The sequence below is a fragment of the Vibrio sp. MACH09 genome (assembly GCF_033238805.1).
GTDB lineage: Bacteria > Pseudomonadota > Gammaproteobacteria > Enterobacterales > Vibrionaceae > Vibrio.
Genome location: NZ_BSFZ01000001.1, coordinates 2,545,326 through 2,570,094, shown reverse-complemented (window position 1 = coordinate 2,570,094; position 24,769 = coordinate 2,545,326). Strand labels below are relative to the sequence as shown.

The window sequence follows — 24,769 nt, the reverse complement described above, 5'->3', positions numbered from 1 at the left end:
ATTGTGAAGTGATAATCACGGCTGGTTGATCAGGTTAACTCTAACCTGATCAACACCTCTTCTGACACATCGATAAATTCACCGAAGCCAATAATAGAAGCAAACTCTTTTTCTAGTGACTTAGTTTGATGAAAAGAGCCGCTGGCGAGTTTACTGAGCTTTTTGCTTAAAATTTTTGTTATTGAGTTTTCTACCGGGATACCTGAAAGTCGTAGTGAATAAAACTCTCCCAGCTGTTTTGACTTTTTAATAAATCGAATTCTTTCCTGCAGATTAGCAAATTCACCTTCAAGCTTGGTATGAATCGTTTCCACTTCGCCAAACTGGTTCTTGATCACGGCAATGTAAATGTCGTTGTAAGTGATATTTAAAGGGGTAATTGGCCGCAGTGGGTCTTTCAATAAGCGGGCGCTGCGTTTTTTAAACACACTTTCTAAAGAGAAGTGATTCTTCTTGGTCTGATCTTGGAACAGTTTCAAGTAGGGGGCTAATGGGTAGTTAACGCCAATGGCGATAGGCTGAAGAATTTTATCTACTTTTGAAACATAGTATGGCGTGCTGACTAGTCGAGTCAGAATAGACTCATAAATGATGTTCAGCATCTCTTCACTTGGCAGTAACTCATCGATAGCGTTCAATTTGTTTTTATTATGGGATATCAATTTTTTCAAAAAGTGAATGGTACGGCTGGTTTTGCTGCTGTCTTCTACTGCTAAGTGAATATTTAAACCATCTGGGCTGATACAAACAATGTTATAAGGTACTTGAGTTAATGGTGCCTTTTCATCGTAAAATTGTAGCTCTTTGAAACTGATTTTTGCCAGATTGCCAATTTTAGATACAAGAGGGGTGTTCAGTTTTACAAACAGGCCTTGTGAAGAAAAGTTGATTGTCGTGCCTGAAATAACAGCGTTTCCTTCGGACTCAAAATTGATCGGGGATTGAAATAGGAATCGTTGCTCTTTGCGGCGAGAAATTGCATCAAAATAGATGCCTTTTGGATTGCCTGTAATTTTTCTTGGATGTCTAAATTTATTTAGAACACTGGTATCGAGATCGGGTTTAGCGGTGAGTTGATAGTCTCTTTTTGAACTGGCATTAGAGATCTCTTGTAACACCCCTAAGTGAGTTATCGGGTTCTTTTCAAGATCGATACCTTCACCATAATTGGCGAACTTTGCTTTCTCTTCATAGTTGAGTTCAAACATATGAATACGATAGACCTTCCAGCTGCAACGTCTGGCCGCAGTATGCCAAAACAGCTGTCGTTCTTGACGTGTCGCTTCTGGCAACATCATCGAATAATGTAACGTTTTACCTTGGTGTTCATGGGTAAACGCATAAATAACGTTACTCGAGTTTCTCACCCCTGATTTAGCAAGTTCAGACATACGTTGTGGACTGAACAGTGCACCAAATCCTTGTTGAAATCGTTCATCGTGCCAGTAGCGCCAAGTATCATGGTTATGATTATTTAATAAGGCATATTTGAGTTCGTTACCACAAAAGAGCAGTGGTAGGTTCGGCGTGTGCTTTATATAAGTATGCTCATAACCGTGAGTGCGAGCTTGAAGAATCTTATCTTGATTATCGTGGCTTGCTTTCTTGCTTGAGCTATCTAGAGAGACTTCTATCGCACGAGCGATAACATCTGTATCGGTCAACCGTAAAGCACGTAACCAACGAATGCTTTCATTTTCTTGGCACTCATCAATACCAATGACGCGATAATCGATTCGGTTATTTAGTTCTGCAATGTCTGTCTCTTGTTCCAGTTCAGTAAAATGCGCTTGAATGACGGCACCTAGGCTGTACTCAAAAGCGGTGGGAACTTTTAACTTAACACCTGAATTGGAAAGGTCGACGCTGGTTGCATGAATGAGATGACCATCTGGGAGCTCAATGGTAACTTGGGTTGATAGCTTAAGGCGTTTTTCCTGCCGGTGCAGGATCATACCTAGTTTGATGGTCTCTACAGCAAAAGGGCTTTCAGGAGCATCAGAAGTAGGGTGATGAGCGGCTTTTTCATTTTGATGCATCACTCGGAAGTTGTTACGAGTATTGACCATCGCTTCGTAGACACCTTCCGTGTAGCCACCAAAACGTTTTATTTTCTTATGATAAGAGTTAATGGCAACATCATCTAGCCAGTGGATTCTGCCATCGAGCTTATACTCCCTACATTCGCCTTGAACTCTGCCACGTAGGTCTATGGACTTAGTGCATGGAGCCATCAGTCTATTCAGCTCCATTTTGGCGATCACTTTGGCAGAGGGAGGCGCGTCTTCAGTCAACTGACCTAAAACGAGATCGAAATCCGGGGCTCCATATACTGGAATCAGTTTTTCAACGAGTGAGAGTAATTCAGATTGCTGCATATTTTTGATAGAGTTCTGCTAAAGTATCGTCCCTTACGCATTATATCGGCCGTGCTGCTGATTTGTTTAATAGTATAACTCGATAATAATAGGTATTTCTTGAGGTTGTATGGCAAAAGTTAAAAGAGCTTACGTTTGTAACGATTGTGGCGCGGATTTCCCTCGCTGGCAAGGACAGTGTAATGCTTGTGGTGCATGGAACACCATCACTGAAGTGCGTATGGCCGCTTCACCACAAGTTGCAAGGAATGAAAGGCTTGCGGGCTATGCCGGTTCTGCAACAGAGTCCAGTGTACAAGTTTTATCCGAAATTAATTTACAAGAAGTTCCCCGGTTTTCTAGTAGTTTTCAAGAATTAGATCGAGTTCTCGGGGGGGGGATTGTACCTGGAGCGGCAATCTTGATTGGTGGTAGTCCCGGTGCTGGTAAGTCGACATTATTGCTGCAAACAATGTGTCGCTTATCTGCTGATATGCCAACCCTTTACGTCACTGGTGAAGAGTCATTGCAACAAGTGGCAATGCGAGCTTCTCGATTGGGTTTACCCAAAGACCATTTGAAGATGTTGTCAGAAACAAATGTCGATAAAATCTGCCAGATTGCTGAGAAAGAGCAACCTAGAATCATGGTAATCGATTCCATTCAGGTGATGCATGTGGCTGATGTTCAATCGTCGCCGGGTAGCGTTGCTCAAGTAAGAGAGTCTGCAACAACGTTAACTCGCTACGCTAAGCAGAATAATGTTGCGGTTTTCATTGTTGGTCATGTTACCAAAGATGGAACTCTGGCAGGGCCTAAAGTTCTGGAACATATTATTGATTGTTCCGTATTACTTGATGGTGGAACAGATAGCCGCTTTCGTACTCTTCGCAGCCATAAAAACCGATTTGGCGCGGTGAACGAGTTGGGTGTGTTTGCTATGACGGGGCAAGGACTGAAAGAGGTTACTAACCCTTCAGCTATTTTTCTTTCTCGTGGAGAAGAAGAAACCGCGGGCAGCTCTGTAATGGTGGTCTGGGAAGGGACACGTCCGCTATTGGTAGAGATTCAAGCATTGGTTGATTATTCTCAGTTAGCGAACCCAAGGCGTGTTGCGGTTGGACTTGAACAGAATCGATTATCACTCCTGCTGGCTGTATTACATAAACATGGTGGTCTGCAAATGGCGGATCAGGACGTTTTTGTTAATGTAGTGGGAGGCGTAAAGGTGACTGAGACCAGTGCTGATCTTGCGTTGGTTATGGCTTTACTATCCAGCTTTAAAGATAGACCGCTGGCAAAAGACGTGGTGGTCTTCGGTGAGGTTGGATTGGCGGGGGAGATTCGTCCTGTGCCTAGTGGGCAAGAGCGATTGATGGAGGCCTATAAACATGGCTTTAAGCGAGCAATCGTTCCATCCGCAAACCTGCCTAAAGGAGGGATTGCCGGTATGCAAATACACGGTGTTAAGAAATTATCAGAGGCATTAGAAGCGTTTGATGAGCTTTAATTGATTAAAAACCAGACGGATGTCGTGTATACTGCCGACCAAAACGTTGTCCTAGGCAACAAAAAAGTTAAAATAGCGTAAATTTTTGCGCTAAAATCTATTAATTACTTACGCCGAATTTCACTGCGTGGTAGGATAAAAAACTTTTTTATTACATATAAGCTCGCAAGGGTATCAGTCCTGTTGGATTGTGATATACTCTGCGCGCATTTTTATACCTTATTAACAGAGTAAGACAATGACTGACTTATCAAAATACAGAAATATTGGTATTTTCGCGCACGTTGATGCGGGTAAAACTACTACAACTGAACGTATCCTTAAACTGACTGGTCAAATTCACAAGACTGGTGAAGTTCATGATGGTGAATCTACTACAGACTTCATGGATCAGGAAGCTGAGCGTGGTATTACCATTCAGTCAGCAGCAGTAAGCTGTTTCTGGAACGATCATCGTCTAAACGTTATCGATACTCCTGGACACGTTGACTTTACAGTAGAAGTATATCGTTCTCTGAAAGTTCTTGACGGTGGTGTTGGTGTATTCTGTGGTTCTGGTGGTGTTGAGCCTCAGTCAGAAACTAACTGGCGTTACGCGAACGAATCAGAAGTATCTCGTCTGATCTTCGTAAACAAATTAGACCGTGTTGGTGCTGATTTCTTCAACGTTGTAGACCAAGTGAAAAAAGTTCTTGGTGCAAACCCACTTGTTATGACACTTCCTATCGGTCGTGAAGATAACTTCGTTGGTGTTGTAGATATCTTAACTCGTCAAGCTTTCGTTTGGGATGACACTGGTCTTCCAGAAAACTTCGAAATTAAAGAAATTCCTGCTGACATGGTTGATGATGTTGAAGCATACCGTGAAGAAATGATCGAAACTGCTGTAGAGCAAGACGACGATCTAATGGAAGCTTACATGGAAGGTGAAGAACCTTCTATCGAAGACATCAAGCGTTGTATCCGTAAAGGTACTCGTGATCTTGCGTTCTTCCCAACATACTGTGGTTCTGCATTTAAGAACAAAGGCGTACAGCTAGTTCTTGATGCTGTTGTAGATTACCTACCAGCACCAACAGAAGTTGATCCTCAGCCTCTAACTGATAAAGATACTGGTGAGCCAACGGGTGAAGTTGCAACTGTATCTGCTGATGAGCCACTACGTGCTCTAGCATTTAAGATCATGGATGACCGCTTTGGTGCGCTTACATTTATCCGTATCTACTCTGGTGTAATGAACAAGGGTGACACTATCCTTAACGCTGCAACAGGTAAAACAGAGCGTATCGGCCGTATGGTTGAGATGCAAGCTGATGAGCGTAACGAACTAACATCTGCACAAGCGGGTGATATCATCGCTGTTGTAGGTATGAAGAACGTTCAAACTGGTCACACTCTATGTGATCCTAAGCATGAATGTACTCTTGAGCCAATGATCTTCCCAGATCCAGTAATCTCAATCGCTGTTGCACCTAAAGATAAAGGTTCTACAGAGAAAATGGGTATTGCTATCGGTAAGATGGTTGCAGAAGATCCATCATTCCAAGTTGAGACTGATGAAGATTCAGGCGAAACTATCTTGAAAGGTATGGGTGAACTTCACCTAGATATCAAAGTTGATATCCTTAAGCGTACTTACGGTGTTGACCTAACAGTTGGTGCTCCTCAAGTTGCTTACCGTGAAACAATCACTCAAGCAATTGAAGATAGCTACACGCATAAGAAACAGTCTGGTGGTTCTGGTCAGTTCGGTAAAATTGATTACCGTATCAAGCCTGGTGAGCCTAACTCTGGTTTCACGTTCTCTTCAACAGTTGTTGGTGGTAACGTACCTAAAGAGTTCTGGCCTGCAGTTGAGAAAGGTTTTGCATCTATGATGGAAAACGGTGTTCTTGCTGGCTTCCCAACGTTAGACGTTGAAGTTGAACTATTTGATGGTGGCTTCCACGCAGTGGATTCATCTGCAATCGCATTTGAAATCGCAGCAAAAGGCGCATTCCGTCAAACTATGCCTAAAGCTGGCGCACAACTTCTTGAGCCTATCATGAACGTTGATGTGTTCACTCCAGAAGATCACGTTGGTGATGTTATCGGTGACCTTAACCGTCGTCGTGGTATGATCAAAGACCAACAAGCTGGCGCTACTGGTGTTCGTATTAAAGCTGACGTTCCTCTATCAGAAATGTTTGGCTACATCGGTCACCTACGTACAATTACTTCTGGCCGTGGTCAATTCTCAATGGAATTTGCTCACTATGCACCGTGTCCAATGAACGTTGCTGAAGCAGTAATTGCAAAAGTTAAAGAAGAGAAAGAGAAGAAGTAATTCTTTTTATCTGATTAAACTTAAAAACCCGAAAGTGAAAACTTTCGGGTTTTTTGTTTATGTACTCAGATGATTCTAAACTCTACTATCTTATTCAGAAGCCAAGTGATCTCGCCGAACAGACAATTCTAGGTGTTTTAGTTAAACCTTGTTATAAAACCAATCGTTCAGCTATCACTGCATATCAAGCCAAATCTTTTCTACCTTATTTCTTGCCCATTCTGTTTTGCGTAAAAACTTTAAACTTGATTTAATACTTGGGTCTTTTTTAAAACAGTTAATATTGACCATATAGCTGAGCTCTTGCCAGCCATAATGTTCAACAAGGTCTGTCAGTAGCTTTTCTAGCTTTACCCCGTGCAAAGGGTTGTTGGGTTGCGACATAATGAGCCTTAATAAAAATGGTGTTGGAATGTTGTACTCAAGTGACCTCAAGGCGCTTGTTCAGCGAGAATGTATTGGCTGCTGATCAAGGCACTGATTTGAAGGCATAGTCATTCTACGGCAAGAATCATATATGCTGAGTCGGCATTTATAGCTAAAATGCTCATCATCACACTGTTGTGTCGATTATAAGGAAACTATGGATGAAAGAGTATCACCAATGTTATTTAGAGAGATATTTGCAAACCGTAGCAAAAGATAAACCAAGTGATAGTAATCAAGTGGTCGCTGAGTATTTTTGTGCCGACGAATATAATGCCAATACTTGTGCGCAACTTGTACTGCAAGGGACCAAAACGGCCACCTGTAGCTTATATGAAGCTTATGCTCTTGATAAAGAAGAGTTGCCTGAATGTGGCCGGCTTACTGTCGTGCTTAACTGGGATGAAGAGCCGGTATGTATTATAGAGACAACAGAAGTGACCTATTTGCCTTTTAACCAAATTAGCCCAGAGTTTGCTTATGAAGAAGGGGAAGGCGATCGCTCTTATGCGCATTGGAAAAAGTCCCATATTGAATTCTTCCAGTCGGTCTGTGATGAACTGGGGTTAACGTGGCATGAAGAGCAATTGATAGTTTGTGAACGGTTTAAGCGAGTTTATGGCTAGTTAGAGTCACCATTAGTGGTGTCAGAAGAGGTACCGCGTTGATCGGGCACCTCTTCTACTGTTTTACTCTTCCCAAACGACCAATTTATCTGATGGCCAATTTACCCCAACATCATGATATTTCTTCTCAAGTATGTGGCGTTTTATTTTTAGTGTTGGCGTCAAAATTCCGTTTTCAATACTCCACGGATCTTTGATCATCAGTACACCTTTGATTTTCTCATGGGACTCCAGTTCTTGATTCATACGCTTAATGACTTTGGTTGCACGTCGTTCATAGCGTTCTTTATCAAAATTTGGATACTGGTGAGGAACCGCCAGCAGAATAGGTGCAGGCATGCCTAAACCAACCAAGCACATCATCTCAACTCGGCTATATTGATATAATTTATTCTCGATTGGAACGGGGGCGACAAACTTGCCTTTTGCTGTTTTAAAGGTGTCTTTTTTACGCCCTTGGATAGTAAGGTAGCCATCGCTGTCAATGGCACCAATATCACCGGTATGTAACCAACCTTGCTCATCGAAAGAGGCTTTGCTCTCTTGTTCGTTTTTGTAGTAGCCGGAAAACATCCCGTTACTTTTCACTAAAATTTCATCATCTGCGGCAATTTTAAGCTCAATACCGGGGCCAGCATTTCCAACGGTTCCTATTTTATCCGCTCTGAAGGGGTAGTTTATGGTGCTGTAAGCGAATGACTCCGTCATCCCCCATGCTTCGGTAATGTTAATTCCTACGCTGTGATACCACTTTAAGAGAGCAGGAGAAACAGGTGCCGAGCCACAACCAAGTACTCGACCTTGGTCCAGCCCAAGTCCTTCTATGACTCGTTTTTTGACGATAGAGTTAATGAAAGGAATCTTTAACAGGATATTAAGCTTTTTCTGTGGAAGCTTGTCTTGTATTCGCTGTTGGAAGAGTGCCCATAGACGTGGAACCGAAATAAAGAGAGTTGGGCGATGCATTTTTACATCTTCGATAAAGGTATCTAAAGACTCTGGAAATGCGGTTTGGATGCCACCGGATATAGATGAACCAAAAATATACACTCGCTCTGTAATATGCGCTAAGGGAAGATAAGAGAAAAGTCGGTCGTTTGGTTGGATACCAATATGTTCAATCAACTTCTGTGCAGACCAGCTAAATGCGCCATAAGTTAACATAGCGCCCTTTGGAACTCCTGATGTGCCAGAGGTGTACACAATACTCATTAGTTTGTCGTCATAGTGCTGAGGACGTAATTCACTTGGCTCTACTGCTTTAATCAGTTCTTCATATTGATATTGGCATTCAGCGGCGCTGTCATATGGCAGGGCGATGGTGATTAGATCAGGATTATTGGATATGACGTCACTAACAGCTTGGCTATTATCTAACTTTCCTACAATAACAGCCTTACTTTCACTGTGTTTTACACAGTAGTCAATGGTATCGGCACCTGCTGTCGGGAAGATTGGGACGCTAATATAATCCCCTAACATGAGCGCTAGATCCGTAATAAACCATTCTGCACAGTTTTTAGACACTAGAGCAATTTTGTCTCCAGGTTCAAGCCCTTTTTCTTGTAAAGCAGAGACGAGTCTTAACGCACTATCTGCTACTTCCGCGTAGCTAAATTCCACAAACTGACGATTGATAATTTGTTTCAGATAGATCTCATCTGGTCGACTTTCAGCCCACTGCAAAATAAGCTCATTGGGTGGAGGAAGCGTACATTTAGCTTGAGGTTGTTGAGATTGTTCAAAATTGTCAGAGAGTTGAGGCTGAGTCATCTTGTTTCCATCCATGGCTACTTATCGTTTTATGTTATAAAAATGTTAATTTAAGTGTAACACAGTATAACAAATACAATAACTTTTAAACGTGCGTTTAAATAACTCTTTAGTCTAAGCCAGAATATGTGGACTGGTTAACATCACTGATGTTGTTCGTTCAGATATGGCTATGACCGTAGTGATTGATCTTTCGATAGTTTCCCGGAGTAAGTCCCGTTTTCTTCTTAAAAATACGAGAAAAATAAGATACATCGTTATAACCACATTGATAAGCGATGGCGGCAATCTTCTCATTTTTCCGCTTAGTTAAAAGGTGCTTTGCGTGATTGATTCGCTTATTGGTCAAGTAATCACGAAAACTAATACCAACAACATTATGGAACAGTTTAGAAAAGTAGCTGATGGAGTAGTGGCATAGCGCCGCCAGTTCTTCCTCCTTTATTTCTTTCTCTAAGTTGTCGTCAATATGTTTGAGAGTGCGAAAAATATCAATTCGGCTACCTGAATGCGTATCGACCTGTTGATTGGTGAGGGTTTCATCCATAGGCGTTAAGTTTGCCTGTTGCATTGATAACTGCAGGGAGAGCGCTTTAATTCTTTCGCTAGCGGTTGAGGAAGAGATATCAATAGATTGAATGATCATGGATTGATCAAATTTGATGATGTCATCTTGGCTTGTGTGAAAGAGAATCAGATGCTTATTAAGGTTGACGCAGATCTTGAGTGCGGTTTCTAGTAAGGGAGAATTGTCTGCGGAAAGACAGAATAAAACATAGTCTACTTCCGAACGGGTTAGCACTGAAATGTCTTCTCCATGTTGAACTATCTCAAACTGCGTCTCTAGCAAACAAGCGTCAACTGAAGATAGCGGGTGAAGATAAGGACCTAACCAATGACCTTGAGGGGCACGAAATAGATCCATAAATGTACCTCCTTATTATGCATTGATTATTAATATTTATATTTTTTAGCTTAGTTGTTGAGTAAGTGAACGCAAATAAATCCTGAATAAAACTAGCGATAGTACATTCTCTGGCCTATTTTTATTTATAGTAAAATGTAAATGTTTTGTTATCAGCGATAGAGTTGATTATGGTGGAGTTATGATTAGTGTAAAAGCGGAAATAATTCAGTTTCTTAATGATGATGAAGGCCTAACGGTTGTGGAATATGTAGTAGGAGCAGGGCTGTTAGTTGTTGGTTTTACCGGTTTCTTTTCAGATTTTGCTGATGTTCTTATTGCAAAAATGTCATCCTTAATGAAGTGATAATAGTTATCAATATCTATTATTTATAATTTAAAATATTCTATTTTTTGCCTATCTTAGCTATTTGCCAGTCGCTAAATTGTTTAGTGTGGCTTCTAAATGATTCCTTCAGAATAGTACGAATAGTACTCTTGCTCTAATATAGATATTCCTTCCAAGTATGAACAAAAGATGTTTCTTATGTGTTCGGTTTGTTACGTAAATGTACCTTTTGATTCGTTGTAGAGTGGCGTATCTATTGGGGGGAGGCTTGTTGGTGATTGTATGTTGTTGTTTTTAAATGCTAATTTAGTGATTATTTATATACTGTAAATGAAATGATGTAAATATGAAATTATTATCATCTTTGAGACGTATGTGAAATAAAACTTTTTTGGAATTTCTATTTTTTACATGAAGTTAAAGGGATAATTTATTCTTTTAATATGTGTGTGGTTGCTTTTCTTTTTGGTTATATTGTTGATGTAAATGGAGAAATATACATTTTATCTCATTTATATTTCTCTTATACAGTTTAATCTTAATAAAAAGGAATGATAAATCTTATTGATAAAAATATTCGTTAAGGTTTGCATGACATGAAAGTACCAGCTGATAATAAAAAAGTCCTAACTTAAATTAATTCAGACTCCTAGATTATAAGGGAAGCCATCAGAAAGTATGGCTAACTAGAATCAGGAGTAACATGCTATGAGTAAATTTATTAAATTTTGCCAAGACTTTTATCAGGATGAAGAAGGTTTAACAGTTGTGGAATATGTAATTGGAGCAGGATTGCTAGTTGGTGGGTTCACTGTGCTGTTTGATAGCTTTAGTAGTACTTTATCCGACAAGCTAAGCTCCATTGCTAACGGTATTGATGACGGCTCCACTACGACCGGTGGTTAATGTAAGTGGCCAACAACAAGCTCGATATAAGTAACAATTAAGACTCTGGATTAATGCAATCTAGGGTCTTAATTTGCGGAGAATGGATGTGCAATTACTGTGGCTGGTGTGCTGGGGAATATTATTTGCCATTTCGTTGGTGGACTTAAAAGATAACCGAATCCCAAATCGATTAGTTTTTTTGCTGTTTTTCGCTGTATTGGGTAGTAACGCGTTACTTAAAGAGGGGGCTTGGATCCTAGACTCTTTGTTAGGCGGCGCGACAGTTTTTGCGGTGAGTCTGTTTTTTTATATCGTTAAAGCTATGGCTGCCGGAGATGTGAAACTGTTAGCCGTAATTGGTTTTTGGCAGGGATGGCATAATTTATCTAGCCTAGCATTTTACCTAATTATCGCCTCTGCATTGGTGGGCATTTTTTATTACGTCTACAACAGTATCCATTTTGGCTCTTCGTTTAGCGCTAAAAAATTGGCTTATTTAGCCAATAAGCACACCAGACAGTACGTTGATATTCATGTCACTCAGATGCCGATGGCACCAGCAATAATGATAGGGATGGCTCTATATAGCTATTTTACAATTTAAGGAGACAGCTATGGATGCTAGCACTAAGGAGGATGTATGACATGTTCACATCTTACCCCTCAGGCTGACGCGCCTGCTGTTCCTGTCTCTATTGAAGACTTAGGTATTCCTGCGGTTGTTCTTGAAAATCTGGTTATCAAACATCTTTCGGCCTATCCCAAATCAAGCATTTTAGAGCTCTCGGCTCAATTAGGCGTAGTTAGCCACATGGTTGAAAACATGGTGGCACAATTGCGCCAACGCTCATGTGTAGAAGTGTATCAAGCGGAATTAAATACCGGTTACTCTGACACAACCAAAAGCGGTAACGTCAGGTTTGCACTTTCAGAGCAAGGGTTAGAAGAAGCAGATAATGCATTTAAAAAAGATGCTTATTTGGGGCCAATGCCAGTCTCTTTAACGCAGTATGAGAAATTGGTTGAATTGCAAGATGTCCGGGCAAACCTAGTCAAGCGTGGTGATGTTGACCGAGCACTGCAAGATGTCTATGGCTCAGAACGTTTGGCATCAGTACTTGGTCCTGCCATTAATTCAGGAAGAGCGCTTTTATTGTATGGTCACGCAGGAACAGGGAAAAGTTATGTTGCTAGCCGTATACTAAATGCTCTAAATACCTCGGTGTACATTCCGTATGCTGTCTTTGCTGCCGGAAATATCATGCGCGTATTTTCACCCCAGCATCATCGCCCCATTCACGTCGCACCTAAAGAGCAGTCTGCCAACCTAAAAGAGCAGTACGATAAAAGATGGGTGTTGTGTGAACGTCCTAATGTGCAAGTTGGCGGTGAGCTTACCATGGACATGTTAGAAGTTAATCACACTGAACACAGCAAAGTCTGGCTTGCGCCCTTACAAATGATGGCTAACAACGGAATATTTATTATCGATGATCTTGGGCGCCAACCAATGCCAGTTGATACCATTTTAAACCGTTGGATTGTACCGATGGAGTACAGTATCGATCATTTGGGCTTACCTAACGGACAGCAGGTAACGGTTCCATTTGTATTGACCTTGGCTTTTTCCACTAACCTCAATCCGCAGAAAATAGCTGATCCCGCTTTTCTGCGTCGTTTGGGGTACAAAATTCAATTTTATGCACTTGAAGAGGCACATTATCGGGAACTTTGGGAAACAGTAGCCGATAAAATCAAAATGGAGCTTCTCGATAGTGCTATGTCTACACTGTTTGAACTGCATAGAGAGTTTGATGTTGGCCTCTATCCTTGCTTGCCAAAAGATATTGCTGGCATTAGCAAAGACATTGTTATGTTTGAAGAGCTACAACCTGTTATAACGCCGGAAATTATGGCTAAAGCATGGGATCTCTATTTTACAGCAGATGAGCAAGGAGAAGCCTCATGAGTAAAACTCAAGTGATTTTCTTACTTCTACTATCAATTGTATTTGGTTTGGCTGCGGTGTTTGTTGCTAGGCAGTGGATGGAAGAGCAGCAACAGCCTGAAGTCGAAGTAGAAAGGATTGAACGCCACCCAGTGGTTATTGCCGCACAGAATATTCCGGCGGGTGTAGAGCTGAATGAAAATCATCTTACTACCAAGTTATTAGAAGTTGGGTGGCTATCTGACAATCATTACCGCTCGAAAGAAGAGTTAGTCGGAATGATAAGCAAAGATAATGTCTTTGCTGGTGAAATCATCAATGGGCTCAGAATGGCCGGTCCAGGAGAAGGGACCACTCTTGCATCCATGATATCCAAGGACAAACGAGCGATTACGATTCGAGTTAATGACGTTATCGGTGTCGCGGGATTTCTCTTGCCCGGCAATAAGGTAGATATCTTAAACACCATCAAATACAGCGATACCTATGTTAAAACCGCCACTATTTTAAAAGACGTCCGAGTATTAGCGGTGGACCAAACTGCAAGAACGGATGACAACAAGCCCGTTATTGTAAGGGCTGTTACTTTAGAGCTATCACCACTGCAAGCGGAGAAATTACTGTCTGAGAAAAATAAAGGCAGCATTCAGTTGGCATTGAGAAATCCTAAAACGATAGAAAAAAAAGTGGTTCGCAAAAAGTACATTCCAAGACCAACCGTTACCATCATCAAAGGCTCACAAACCTCCAAAGTGAGTGTTAAGGATTGAGGAACGAAACTATGAAAAGAGTCATCGTTGTATTTAGCCTACTGATTTTCTCATGGTCTGTTATCGCAGCTCAGACTGGAAGAAGCATTAATGTTCCTCACCATAAATCAGTACAAATAAAACTTCAGGGTAAAGCGGCTAAAGTTTCCTTAGGGGATCCTGAAGTTCTGGATATTGTTATTTTAAAATCTAGCGAGTTGTTTTTAATTGGCAAGAAGTTGGGCTCCACCAACCTAAGCGTATGGGATAGAAGTGGGAAGTTAATAGAAACACTTAACATTGAAGTTTCACATGACCTGAATAATCTCAAAGCAAAACTGTATGAGTTTCTTCCCGATGAAACGATAAAGGTGCACAGCTCAAAAAATAAACTGATACTGAGTGGCAAGATAAGCACCCAAGAGAAAATGAATTTGGCGCTAAAAATTGCTGAAACATACTCTGGAGGTTCAACCGCGGATAAAGATGTAAAAACACAGGTAAATAAATCCAGCATTATCAACTTAATGAGTATAGGTGGTGCTCAGCAAGTGATGATAGAAGTGACGGTTGCTGAGGTTCAACGTAGCCTAACTAAGCGCTTTGAGTCTAACTTCAATTATTTCCAGAAAAGTGGTGATTTTGGCATCGGCGGAGGTACGGTTGGCGGCAATTTCACCACCAATGGTTCTGTGGTCACTCCAGTTTTTGGTGTGCCAGGATATGAATCGACCGGTTTCTTAGCCTCTTTAGTTGATGGAAATACCCTGTTTACTCTTGCGTTGGATATTGCCAAAGAGAATGGTGTAGCGAAGGTGCTGGCTGAGCCAAACTTGACCACGTTAAGTGGTTCTAAGGCAGAATTCTTGGCTGGGGGAGAGTTCCCCATTCCTGTTCCTGATGAAGATGGTATTACCATTGAGTATCGAGAGTTTGGTGTCGGGGTTAACTTTATACCTACGGTACTAAGCGATAAAAAAATCAATTTAAACCTCTCAGTTTCGGTTAGTGAACTCAGTACTACCAATGCCGTTACTCTGTCTGGTGGTGATAGCAATGCCACTTATATCATTCCTGCTTTAACGGTTCGTAGCGCTTCATCCACACTAGAGCTGGCAGATGGACAAACCATTGGTATTGCTGGGCTATTAAGTGAAAACTTGCGAGAAAAAGTAAGTAAAACACCCGGACTTGGTGATATCCCAGTATTAGGTCAGTTATTCACTAGTAAGTCATTTGTATCGGGGGAGACCGAGTTGGTTATTTTAGTGACTCCACGGTTAGCGCGCTCTATTGACCGAAGCAAAGTGACTTTACCCACCGATGGATTTGTAGCGCCATCAGACTGGGAGTTTTATCTGTTAGGGAAAAACTCGCACTTCGAACGACAAAAGCAGCTTAACCAACCAGAAAAGGCAGAGTATCAAATGCCGATTTCTACTGAGCTGGGCGGTTCGGAAGGTAAGTTTGGGCATAGTTTATAGGGGAGTAGGTTATGAGAATATCACTGTTCAATAAGGTATTGATTGGATTGGTTACCTTACTCGTTGTGGGGTGTGCTAAAGAACCCATGCCGTTAGGTCAGTCTGTGGCGCTTATTAAGCAAGAGCAGATTTATAACCCTAACGCCTCATTAGAGAATAAAGATGTGATTCCTGAAGGAAGTGGAGAGCGAATGCAGGCGACTTTGGATCTTTACCATAAAGAGACGGCAAGTGATGAAAACAAATCCATTAACACTCAAACCGTGTTAGCGATACCGCTGTCTAAGTAATGCACACGGTTTAGTTAGTATTCGTTAACGAATTAGTCATTTTTCAGAGCAAGTGGTTAAGGTGAAATGAAATGGATAGATATGTAACCAACCCCCCATATCCTTATCGGCGTCAGCGAGGGCTGGTGCTAGTATTAGTGACATTAGGGATGATGGTTTTGGTTGGTTTTGCTGCTTTAGCCATTGATATTAATCATGCGTTACTTAACCGCTCTCGACTGCAAAATGCGGTTGATGCGGCAGCGTTAGCGGCCGCTTCTATCGCGGACGAGCTTGATGATACCGTTAAAGCAACCGCTGCCGCCAAAGAAACTCTAACCACGATAGCGGGTGCGAGCGGAAATGGTGAGCTGGATTTCTCGCAAGGTACCTATAGCTTTACTTATACCAATGATCCGGAAGTATTTCCCGATCCTTCTTTTTCTTTATCCGAAGATATCTATGTTCGGGTCGCAGTAAGTCAATACACTCTGACCAGTTACTTCTTGCAAGTTTTTGGGATTAATAAGCAAGTCAGTGCGAGTGCCGTTGCAGGTCCGAGTGCGGCAAGTAGCAATATATGTAATGTTGTCCCGATGGCCGTTTGCAATAACGGTGGTTCATCTAATGATGGTTGGGGCTACGGTTCTGGTTCCGTTGTAGCTCTAAAACTGCCGGATAGTACATCTAGCCCCATGGGTTCTGGCAACTATCAATTGCTCGATTTTGGCTCTGGTGGCTCTGATGTTCGGGATTACTTAGCGGGTGGCTATGAAGGGTGTATTGATTTAAATGGTGATGTTACCACTAAGCCTGGTAATACCGTGGGTCCTGTTGGTCAAGGCTTAAATACTCGTTTTGGTGACTATTCAGCAGGGTTAAATGCCACTGACTTCCCCCCAGATATCTATTTAGGTGAACCCAGTCCTGCAATCTCAGTGAATAACAGTGGAGCGATTGTCAATCCAAGTGGCTGGGGCGCGGCGGATTATGAAGCAGGGCGAGCAGCGTGTATTGATGGTGGATCGTCTTCATGTGGCTCAAATCCAGCTAATGGCCGAAGAATGCTAGCGGTTCCAGTTATTGATTGTGCTAATCCTTCCGGAGGGGTGAACGATTTCCCAGTGGATGGCGTGGGTTGTTTTTTATTGCTGCAAAAAGCGCCAACAAATAACGGTAAAAAACAACATGTCTTTGGAGAATTTTTAAGGGATTGTACCTCAGAAAACTCATATAACGATGGCTCTTCCACAACAGATGGGCCTTACAAGATCGTTCTCTATGAAGACCCATTAAATGAGGACTCTTAATATGTCGAATAGTAAGCATAAACAACAAGGTATTGCGGCTATTGAGTTCTTATGGTCGCTGCCTGTTTTGTTATTGATCATGGCCGGTATATTTGATTTTGGCCAAGCGTTCATTGATTACACGGTACTGAACAAAGCGGTACATGGCGGAGCAAGGTATGCGGTGCGAGGGGTCTCTAATACAGCCGATAGCATTGCTGATGAAAGTGAAATTAAAAATATGGTGGTGTACGGCAATACAAGTGGTACTGGTTCAGCCAAGTTGGATACGTTAACCCCTGCTTCTGTCACTGTGGCTGAGTCAGGTAACTATGTAACGGTGACCGGAGTATATCAATATATTCCCTTTTTCTCACCGTTACCATTCACCACTATTTCTCTTAATATTCCTTTAACGACCTCTATGGTTATGAGGTCAAAACCATGATGTTGATAAATAGAAAAGGCCATCAAAAAGGCATTGCTATCGTGGAGTTCACTATTGTCGCATCGGTTTTATTGTTGGTGCTCTTTACCATTATGGATGCGGGCCGTTACATGTTTACCGCTCAAACGCTTAATGACATTACTCGAAAAGCCGCTCGTTTAGCGACGGTGTGTCAGGTTGGTGATGCAGATATTGCCACTATGCCGAGTATTGTCGAAATAGCTCCCAGTACGTTTAGTGCTTCCAATCTAACTATTCAGTATTTAAATAACTCGGGCGGGATAGTGACGAATCCGGCATCAAATTATGCAGCAATTGCATCTGTACGAGCTACAGTTAGTAATGTGGGGTATCAATCTTTTTCATTATTTCCTCTGTTCACTTCTGGTGATGCGTTTGCAGATTTCGTTACGGAGGTGCCAGCAGAAAATTTAGGGGTACTTAGAGAAACCAAAAATCGCACTGGCGATAAAAAGACCGACTGTTAGGAGTACATCAATGGGTGAAGCGGTAAAGCTATCAATCAATGGAGACAATAAGTTTACCTTAAAGGCAAACTTATCGATCTGGCTTGTTTATGCCACGGAGATGTTTCGTAACCATATGCAGGCAGAGTTAGCTCAGTGTCGCAACTTGAATGTGGAAGTCATCGCATTAACCTCTTTCACCGTAGATGGATTAGCATCTAAAAGTGAACCCGATATTGTCTATGTAGAAACAGGCGTTAATTGGGCAAAGAAAATTATAGATATACAAAATGAAGAGCCAGGTATGCAGGGACATGAGGCATCTTTGATTGTATTTGGTAACGAAGCGGACAATGGTGCCTTACGAATCGCGTTGAGAATGGGGGCTTCGGATTTCTTTTCTGATAAAGCAACCATCAGCGAATTAATGCCGATGTTGAAGAAAACGGCTGAGGATAAGGTCGCAAGTCGGGATTTGGGTGATTTGATTCTGTTTATTAATACTAAGGGAGGCTCAGGCGCCACTACCATTGCACTGAATACAGCGGTAGAGTTGGCTCGTTACCACTCTGATGAAGTATTGCTGGTGGATTTGGATCTGCAATTTAGTGTGGTACCTGAGTATTTAGATATTCGCCCGACCTACAGTATTGTCGATGCGATTGATGCTTTACCTGAGTTAGATGAAGTCTCTTTAGGTTCCATGGTGAGTAAGCATAGTTCAGGGCTACACACTTTAAGTTTTTTTGAAGGTTCATCCGCAGAAAACTATAAACATGCTAAAAACTTCAGCCGTTTATTGCCCATATTACGACAACACTATGCCTATGTGGTGCTTGACCTTTCTAGAGGGATAGATAGTACTTTTGCACCAATCGTCGCGCCGGCGACTCGTCTCTATCTGATTGCTCAACAAAATCTTATCTCCATTAAGCGAACCAATCAGTTGATCAACTCTCTCCAGTTTGACTATGGGCACCCAAAAGAAGATATCGAGGTGGTACTTAATCGATTCGAAAAACGATTACCTATTCGTCTTAAAGATATAGAAAATACCATTGCAGATGTCGCGCTTCATCTTGTTCCTAATGAGTATAAAGTCGCAGTTGAGTGCGCCAATCTTGGCCACCCTATTGTGATAACAAAAAAGAAGAGTGCTATTGCAAAATCCGTTGCTGAAATATCTCACCATATTTCTTCACCAGCCAAAGAAAGAAAGGGTTGGTTGTCACGGTTCTTTTCATAATTGCTTAGGGGGAAGAGATGTTTTTTAAAAGAAAAAATATCGGTTCAGAGTTTGACGATAAACTGCAACAAGCCAGTATAGAAGAGGCGAAAGAGCAGAAAAAAGAACTAGATGAAGCGAACTCTGGTGAAAGTGCTCTGGATAAAAAAATTCGTGAAAGAGAAGAAAAAGAGAAAGCGGTTGATGAAAGTCGAAAAATTATTGAGCAAGAGTTGGATACCAAACACTACTTTCATAAGCGGTTATTAGAAACCCTCGATCTCGGTTTGTTGGCAAACTTAGATGAGCGACGTGCTAAGAATGACCTACATGAAGCCATTGTTCAATTAATGTCTGGAGACAATACTCATCCATTAAGTGCTGAAGGGCGTAAGCGCATCATCAAACAGATTGAGGATGAAGTATTTGGTCTTGGACCTCTGGAACCATTGTTAGCGGATTCAACGGTATCAGACATATTGGTTAATGGTGCGAAAAGTGTCTATGTGGAACGGTTTGGTAAGTTGGAGAGGACGCCTCACACCTTTTTAGACGATAGACACTTAAGAAACATTATAGACCGAATTGTAAGCCAAGTAGGCCGACGTATTGATGAATCATCACCTATGGTGGACGCCCGTTTGCTCGATGGTTCTCGTGTTAATGCCATTATCCCTCCTTTAGCGATCGATGGCCCTTCTGTTTCTATCCGTCGATTTGCGGTGGATAAATTGACAATGGAAAACCTGCTGAGCTTTAACTCATTATCACCTGCTATGGCTCAGTTTGTTGAAGCTGCGGTTGAGGGTGAACTGAATGTACTGATTTCTGGTGGTACTGGCTCAGGTAAAACGACCACTTTGAATATATTTTCCGGTTTTATTCCTAGCGATCAACGCATTATCACTATTGAAGACTCGGCAGAGCTGCAACTTCAACAGCCGCATGTTATTCGGTTGGAGACTCGACCTGCAAATTTAGAAGGTAAAGGTGAAATTGGTCAGCGAGAGTTAGTTAAAAACTCATTACGTATGAGGCCGGATCGAATTGTACTTGGTGAGGTTCGCGGCAGTGAAGCGGTTGATATGTTGGCGGCAATGAATACCGGGCATGATGGTTCATTGGCGACAATACACGCCAATACCCCTCGTGATGCGCTAAGTCGGGTAGAGAACATGTTTTCAATGGCTGGTTGGAATATATCGACTAAAAACTTACGTGCACAAATTGCGTCGGCAATTCATCTCGTAGTACAGATGGAACGCCAAGAAGACGGTAAGCGTAGAATGGTCAGCGTTCAAGAGATTAATGGCATGGAAGGGGAGATAATTACCATGTCAGAGATCTTTAAGTTCCAACGACAGGGTATGGATGAAGAGGGCGGTATTATCGGTAGTTATGTTGCCACCGGAATCGTTCCTGCCTGCCATGAGCATTTAAGGCAACGGGGCTTAAATCTACCGTTCGATATTTTTAATGATGTCGGTAAATAGGAGAAAATGATGCAAGATACAACGCTCTTTCTATTATTGCTGTTTTTTTCCATTGTATTTATCTCGCAAGCATTGCTATTGCCTGCAGCAGGACAGAAAGCCAAACATAAGGAACTCGCGGCTCGCTTAAGAGAGTCGCAACAAGAGCTAGACGAAGAGAGTCGTTCCCTGCTTCAAGAGCAGTACCTTAAAGGGCTAACACCTTTTGAAAAGAAACTTGTTCAATGGTCTTTCTTTTCTGATTTAAAAAAACTGCTGGAGTTATCCGGTATTGGCTGGGGCTTAAGTAAAACGTTAGCAATGACATTACTTGTCAGTCTTATGGTGATGCTGATTCTTGCTTTAATGGGACAACTATTGCTGCTTGTGTTGGGAGCTGGTGTCGCGGTATGGATCATGCTGTTTGTTTTTCTTAATAAGCGTATTTCGGCTCGACTCGCTAAATTTGAAGAGCAGCTTCCAGAAGCATTGGATATTATTCGTCGAGTTTTGCAAGCGGGTCAGCCGCTGAATCAAGCATTTAATGAAGTCGGGATGGAAATGCCACCGCCAATCGGGGTTGAGTTTAAGAACACCTTTAATCTACTTAATTATGGTTATGATCTACGTTTGGCTATTTTGCAGATGGCAGATAGAACTCCTACGGTTTCTATGTTGGCTTTTTCAAGTGCGGTGTTATTACAGAAAGAGACTGGGGGTAATTTGAGTGAAAACCTGCAGAAAGTCTCCGATGTGTTACGAGGCAGGTTTAAGTTAGCGCGTAAAATTAAAACCTTGTCAGCGGAAGCGAGAATGTCAGCTTGGATATTAACGCTATCACCTTTTGCTCTGTATTTGGGGTTGCGGATTATTAACCCGGGCTATGTAGCGCCGTTACATGAAGAGCCTATCGGGCTACAAATGGTAACCGGAGGTATTGTGCTGCTGTTTTTGGGTTCGCTCTGGATTCGAAAAATAATCAATATAGGAGTGTAAAATGGATGCCCTGTTTCAACTCCTCACTCAATTCGATATAACCGAGCTTGGTATCAGTTCTCAGTGGTTATTGTTAGGGGCCATCGCCATTGCCACCTCCTTATTGGTTATTGCCATTGGTCTAATCATTATTGGTAGCAAAGATCCATTAAAAAAACGTTTAGAAGAGGTGTCAGCACAAGAGCTTCATAACCGAAAACGCAGCCATAAGCTGGAGAACACCTTAGAGTCTTTGTCGCCAGTGTTTACGCCCTCTAGCAGTAAAGAGAGAGAGTCCGTTAGTGTGAAATTGATGAACGCTGGTTTTCATCAAAAAAATGCACTCTCCATCTATTATGCGATAAAAACCTTAACAGGGGTTGTCGGAGTCATTATCGCAGTGGCGCTCTATTTCTATATGAGTGAGTTTAAATACACCAATATCTTAATACTGCTCTCCGTCGCTGTAGGTCTGTTTCTGCCCAACCTGATACTTGAACGATATATTGGTAAACGAAAAGAGCGAATGCGATCTGCGGTTCCTGATGCGTTAGATCTTCTTGTGGTATGTACGGAGTCTGGATTGGGGTTTAATGCTGCCATGCAGAGAGTGGCTAATGAGCTGACGGTTTCTCATCCTGACTTTGCCGATGAACTCGATACGGTTTGTGTGAAAATTCAAGCCGGGGTGACCATTAAAGACGCTTTTAATGAGCTGATTCGTCGTACTGGTCTGCATGAAATTACCGGTTTAGTAAAAATGTTAAACCATGCTTCTCGGGTTGGAGGGAGTTTGGCAAAAACATTGCGAGACTATAACGAAGATTATCGCGATCGTCGCCAACAGGAAGCGGAAGAAGTTGCGGCAAAAATTCCGACAAAAATGTTGTTTCCTATGATTTTACTTATCTGGCCATGCTTCTTTATTGTCGCCATCGGACCAGCACTTATTACGATATTTACCACATTATGATCGCCAAGGAGTCGATATGACTGTCAAACAACGACTGGCAATACTATTTCTGAGCAGTATTTTGACCGCTTGTGCAAGTGATGACAAAACAGCGGATTTTGATAGTGAACTCTATGCTGGAGATCCTATTGATAGTTTATTGGCAGAGGAAGCTCCAGTAAGTGAGATTGAAGCAATCCAGCGAGGGGATGCCGCACTGGATAGTCAAAACTATGATTTAGCGTTATACGAATATATTCGTTCTTTGGCTTTTTCTGATGGTAAGTTTCAGGATCGCAGTCTAAATACCATAGGAGAGATACACCTAGCACGAGGGAATACTGAGCTGGCAGAAAAATCCTTTTTGCGTGCGTTAGACTTTAACCCTAACAATGTGGTGACTTTGCAGAGTTTAGGCGTTTTATACAGTAAAAGAGGCATGATTCCGCAGGGAAGAAACGCCTTTTTTAAATCCATCTCTGTCGATCAAATACGGTTAACCAGTGGGGCGTTCGTTCGGGACTATGGTGAACTAACGGAGTCTGTAGTCGCTCAGCTATTGATTGATAAAGATTCTCCGCAAATGAGTTATATGGGGTTGGGCGTATTAGCGGATATTGACGCGCAATATGGTCTCGCTAAGCGTTTTTATGAAAAAGCGTTGGAGATAGATCCGCGTTCATCAAAAACCATGATTAACCTAGGTTATTCTCACTATATGAGTGGTAATTACCATATAGCTAAACGGCTAATGACCTCTGCATTGCAGATTGATCCCAGTAACCAAAGGGCGCTGAATAACTTAGCGCTGACTCACCTTGCATTAGAGGAAGTCCCTCAGGCACTGAATGTTTTTATGCGTCAAATGGGGCCAGCAGAAGCGCTGAATAATGTCGGCTACTTTCTTATGCTCCACGGCAAACCTGAGCAGGCAATACCTTATTTACAGCAGGCTATCGACAAAAAGCCGTCCTATTATAAGGTGGCTAATGAGAATTTAAACAGAGCGTTAGCTGAGGTGAGAGCAAAAAGTAAAACCAAAATCAAATAGTGGATTTTGGTTTTTATAAGTGATTTCAGTGTTGTTCGCTAGGATCTAACTCTGGATGCTGCTTTATAATATCAGCCAGATAGCTTTGGTGGTTTCTTAACGCCGATACACATTTTCCATCCAGTTTGCCATTGGCGACCATCTTTTCTAGTTCCAGCATCGCCGCTGCAACAGAGCACGCCTGCTTATAAGGTCTGTGGCTGGTTAATGCATCAAAAATATTGGCGACCGTAACAATACGGGCGGAGACGGGTATATCTTCATGGCTTAATCCATTTGGATAACCAGAACCATCAAGGAACTCTTGGTGGCAGGCAATAATGCTTTTTAGCGTATCGACACAAGGATGAATCGGAGAGCCAAGGTTATCTATGATGTTATCAACCAAGTCGATACCATCGGCAATATGATTCCTCATTTTCTTACGTTCACTACCAGCTAGCGAATCCGGTTTGAGTAAAATATCGGTAGGCAGTGCCGACTTGCCAATATCGTGCAGCCGGGCGAATAGATGAATGGTTTCTATCATCTCATCATCTAATTGATAGACGTCGGCCACTTCTCGAGCTATCACTTTAGAGTAATAACCTATGCGTTCCATATGCTGTTTTGATTCATTCTTATAGCCGGGAGATAACTCTTTGGTTAGCTCCGCAGACGCAACAATGGCATGAAGTAATGAGTATTCAGCGTTTACAACAAAACTGATTAAGTCGCAAAATGGCACTAATTCTTGCTGTACTGCCGTGGTAAAAAGCCCTTTCTGTTTTGAGTTAAAGAAAATAAAACCGATAAACTGTTGTAAGTGATACATGGGAACGGTAAAGGATGAGTGATAGCCGTGTTCTATCAGCCAGTTTGAATGAACGGAATCTGGGCTATATTCATTAGGAATATCGTCGGTGATTCGAGGTTCATTATTATCGGCACACTGCTTTAGTGTGCGGCACTCTTTTAACGGAAATTCGTGATGAGAAAAAATGTCTAAAGATTGAGTACTCTCTGCGAATGTTTTTAACAGGTCGTTTTTTTGGTCGTAGGCCACAACCGCAATGCGATCTAACATTGGTATTGTTGTCATTACCCGAGCATGCAACTCTTCCAGCTCGTGGTGTAGAGAGCTTATTTGGTTTGGATGAGAATGATACATGGCGGTTGTGTCATTATTATTTAATCTTTGCATACTGATTTTCCAACAAAACAACGGTCAGGTAATGAGAGGGCCTGACAAAAAATACAACAATCTTAGTTTAATTCTAGTTGCTAAAGGAGGAATGTGAC

23 protein-coding genes are annotated in these 24,769 nt (G+C 41.9%); 18 read left to right on the top strand and 5 right to left on the bottom strand.

Annotation, left to right across the window (positions count from 1 at the left end):
* Positions 1-29: 29 nt before the first annotated feature.
* Positions 30-2,378 carry a PilZ domain-containing protein gene (locus tag CHJ_RS11510; RefSeq protein ID WP_317917724.1) on the bottom strand — a complete coding sequence of 783 codons (2,349 nt, stop codon included), beginning with the start codon at positions 2,376-2,378 and terminating at the stop codon, positions 30-32.
* 109 nt (positions 2,379-2,487) lie between these two features.
* Between CHJ_RS11510 and radA the strand changes: the two genes are divergently transcribed.
* Positions 2,488-3,867, top strand: coding sequence for a DNA repair protein RadA (radA, locus tag CHJ_RS11505; RefSeq protein WP_171751355.1), 1,380 nt, complete (start codon positions 2,488-2,490; stop codon positions 3,865-3,867).
* A gap of 238 nt (positions 3,868-4,105) precedes the next feature.
* Positions 4,106-6,193, top strand: coding sequence for an elongation factor G (fusA, locus tag CHJ_RS11500; RefSeq protein ID WP_317917723.1), 2,088 nt, complete (start codon positions 4,106-4,108; stop codon positions 6,191-6,193).
* A gap of 174 nt (positions 6,194-6,367) precedes the next feature.
* Here the strand turns inward: fusA and CHJ_RS11495 are convergent, their stop codons facing one another.
* Positions 6,368-6,577, bottom strand: a complete 210-nt coding sequence (locus CHJ_RS11495) for a VF530 family DNA-binding protein (protein WP_171751357.1) — start codon at positions 6,575-6,577, stop codon at positions 6,368-6,370.
* A 203-nt stretch (positions 6,578-6,780) separates the two neighbouring features.
* Here CHJ_RS11495 and CHJ_RS11490 point away from each other — a divergent pair, with 203 nt between their 5' ends.
* Positions 6,781-7,245, top strand: coding sequence for an ASCH domain-containing protein (locus CHJ_RS11490; RefSeq protein ID WP_317917722.1), 465 nt, complete (start codon positions 6,781-6,783; stop codon positions 7,243-7,245).
* A 63-nt stretch (positions 7,246-7,308) separates the two neighbouring features.
* On the opposite strand, the gene CHJ_RS11485 is transcribed toward CHJ_RS11490, so the two are convergent.
* The gene (locus CHJ_RS11485; RefSeq protein ID WP_411861547.1) at positions 7,309-9,018 is read right to left on the bottom strand and encodes an AMP-binding protein; all 1,710 of its coding nucleotides are present in this window, start codon (positions 9,016-9,018) and stop codon (positions 7,309-7,311) included.
* Between the two features lie 160 nt (positions 9,019-9,178).
* Positions 9,179-9,943 (bottom strand): helix-turn-helix domain-containing protein, encoded by a 765-nt coding sequence (locus tag CHJ_RS11480; RefSeq protein ID WP_317917720.1) that lies wholly within the window; start codon positions 9,941-9,943, stop codon positions 9,179-9,181.
* Positions 9,944-10,124: 181 nt separating this feature from the next.
* Between CHJ_RS11480 and CHJ_RS11475 the strand changes: the two genes are divergently transcribed.
* The 15 genes from CHJ_RS11475 to CHJ_RS11405 all read left to right on the top strand — a co-directional run bounded on the left by CHJ_RS11475 (position 10,125) and on the right by CHJ_RS11405 (position 23,488).
* On the top strand, positions 10,125-10,289 hold the full coding sequence (locus tag CHJ_RS11475) for a hypothetical protein (protein ID WP_317917719.1): 165 nt from the start codon (positions 10,125-10,127) through the stop codon (positions 10,287-10,289).
* Positions 10,290-10,979: 690 nt separating this feature from the next.
* The gene (locus CHJ_RS11470) at positions 10,980-11,177 is read left to right on the top strand and encodes a Flp family type IVb pilin (protein WP_171751362.1); all 198 of its coding nucleotides are present in this window, start codon (positions 10,980-10,982) and stop codon (positions 11,175-11,177) included.
* Positions 11,178-11,265: 88 nt separating this feature from the next.
* Complete coding sequence (locus CHJ_RS11465) at positions 11,266-11,763, top strand: prepilin peptidase (RefSeq protein ID WP_317917718.1); 498 nt, start codon at positions 11,266-11,268, stop codon at positions 11,761-11,763.
* A 36-nt stretch (positions 11,764-11,799) separates the two neighbouring features.
* Positions 11,800-13,128 (top strand): ATP-binding protein, encoded by a 1,329-nt coding sequence (locus tag CHJ_RS11460; RefSeq protein WP_317917717.1) that lies wholly within the window; start codon positions 11,800-11,802, stop codon positions 13,126-13,128.
* Positions 13,125-13,877: a Flp pilus assembly protein CpaB gene (cpaB, locus tag CHJ_RS11455; RefSeq protein WP_171751365.1), complete on the top strand. Its 753-nt coding sequence runs from the start codon at positions 13,125-13,127 to the stop codon at positions 13,875-13,877. The genes CHJ_RS11460 and cpaB overlap by 4 nt, the downstream gene beginning before the upstream one ends.
* Positions 13,878-13,888: 11 nt before the next feature.
* Entirely contained in the window at positions 13,889-15,340 is a 1,452-nt protein-coding gene (locus CHJ_RS11450) for a type II and III secretion system protein family protein (RefSeq protein ID WP_171751366.1), read from the top strand.
* An 11-nt stretch (positions 15,341-15,351) separates the two neighbouring features.
* A complete protein-coding gene (locus CHJ_RS11445) occupies positions 15,352-15,630 on the top strand; it encodes a hypothetical protein (protein ID WP_317917716.1) in 279 nt (92 codons plus the stop codon).
* A 71-nt stretch (positions 15,631-15,701) separates the two neighbouring features.
* Positions 15,702-16,919: a pilus assembly protein TadG-related protein gene (locus CHJ_RS11440; RefSeq protein WP_317917715.1), complete on the top strand. Its 1,218-nt coding sequence runs from the start codon at positions 15,702-15,704 to the stop codon at positions 16,917-16,919.
* 1 nt (position 16,920) lies between these two features.
* A complete protein-coding gene (locus CHJ_RS11435) occupies positions 16,921-17,346 on the top strand; it encodes a TadE/TadG family type IV pilus assembly protein (RefSeq protein ID WP_171751369.1) in 426 nt (141 codons plus the stop codon).
* Positions 17,343-17,834 (top strand): TadE/TadG family type IV pilus assembly protein, encoded by a 492-nt coding sequence (locus CHJ_RS11430; protein WP_253822002.1) that lies wholly within the window; start codon positions 17,343-17,345, stop codon positions 17,832-17,834. Before CHJ_RS11435 ends, CHJ_RS11430 begins: the two co-directional genes overlap by 4 nt.
* Positions 17,835-17,844: 10 nt before the next feature.
* Positions 17,845-19,059 (top strand): AAA family ATPase, encoded by a 1,215-nt coding sequence (locus tag CHJ_RS11425; protein ID WP_171751370.1) that lies wholly within the window; start codon positions 17,845-17,847, stop codon positions 19,057-19,059.
* Positions 19,060-19,076: 17 nt separating this feature from the next.
* A complete protein-coding gene (locus CHJ_RS11420) occupies positions 19,077-20,531 on the top strand; it encodes a CpaF family protein (protein WP_171751371.1) in 1,455 nt (484 codons plus the stop codon).
* A 9-nt stretch (positions 20,532-20,540) separates the two neighbouring features.
* A complete protein-coding gene (locus CHJ_RS11415; RefSeq protein ID WP_171751372.1) occupies positions 20,541-21,506 on the top strand; it encodes a type II secretion system F family protein in 966 nt (321 codons plus the stop codon).
* Between the two features lies 1 nt (position 21,507).
* Positions 21,508-22,458, top strand: a complete 951-nt coding sequence (locus CHJ_RS11410; RefSeq protein WP_171751373.1) for a type II secretion system F family protein — start codon at positions 21,508-21,510, stop codon at positions 22,456-22,458.
* Positions 22,459-22,474: 16 nt separating this feature from the next.
* The gene (locus CHJ_RS11405; RefSeq protein WP_171751374.1) at positions 22,475-23,488 is read left to right on the top strand and encodes a tetratricopeptide repeat protein; all 1,014 of its coding nucleotides are present in this window, start codon (positions 22,475-22,477) and stop codon (positions 23,486-23,488) included.
* Between the two features lie 25 nt (positions 23,489-23,513).
* Here the strand turns inward: CHJ_RS11405 and CHJ_RS11400 are convergent, their stop codons facing one another.
* Complete coding sequence (locus CHJ_RS11400) at positions 23,514-24,671, bottom strand: HD domain-containing phosphohydrolase (RefSeq protein WP_317917714.1); 1,158 nt, start codon at positions 24,669-24,671, stop codon at positions 23,514-23,516.
* Positions 24,672-24,769 lie beyond the last annotated feature (98 nt).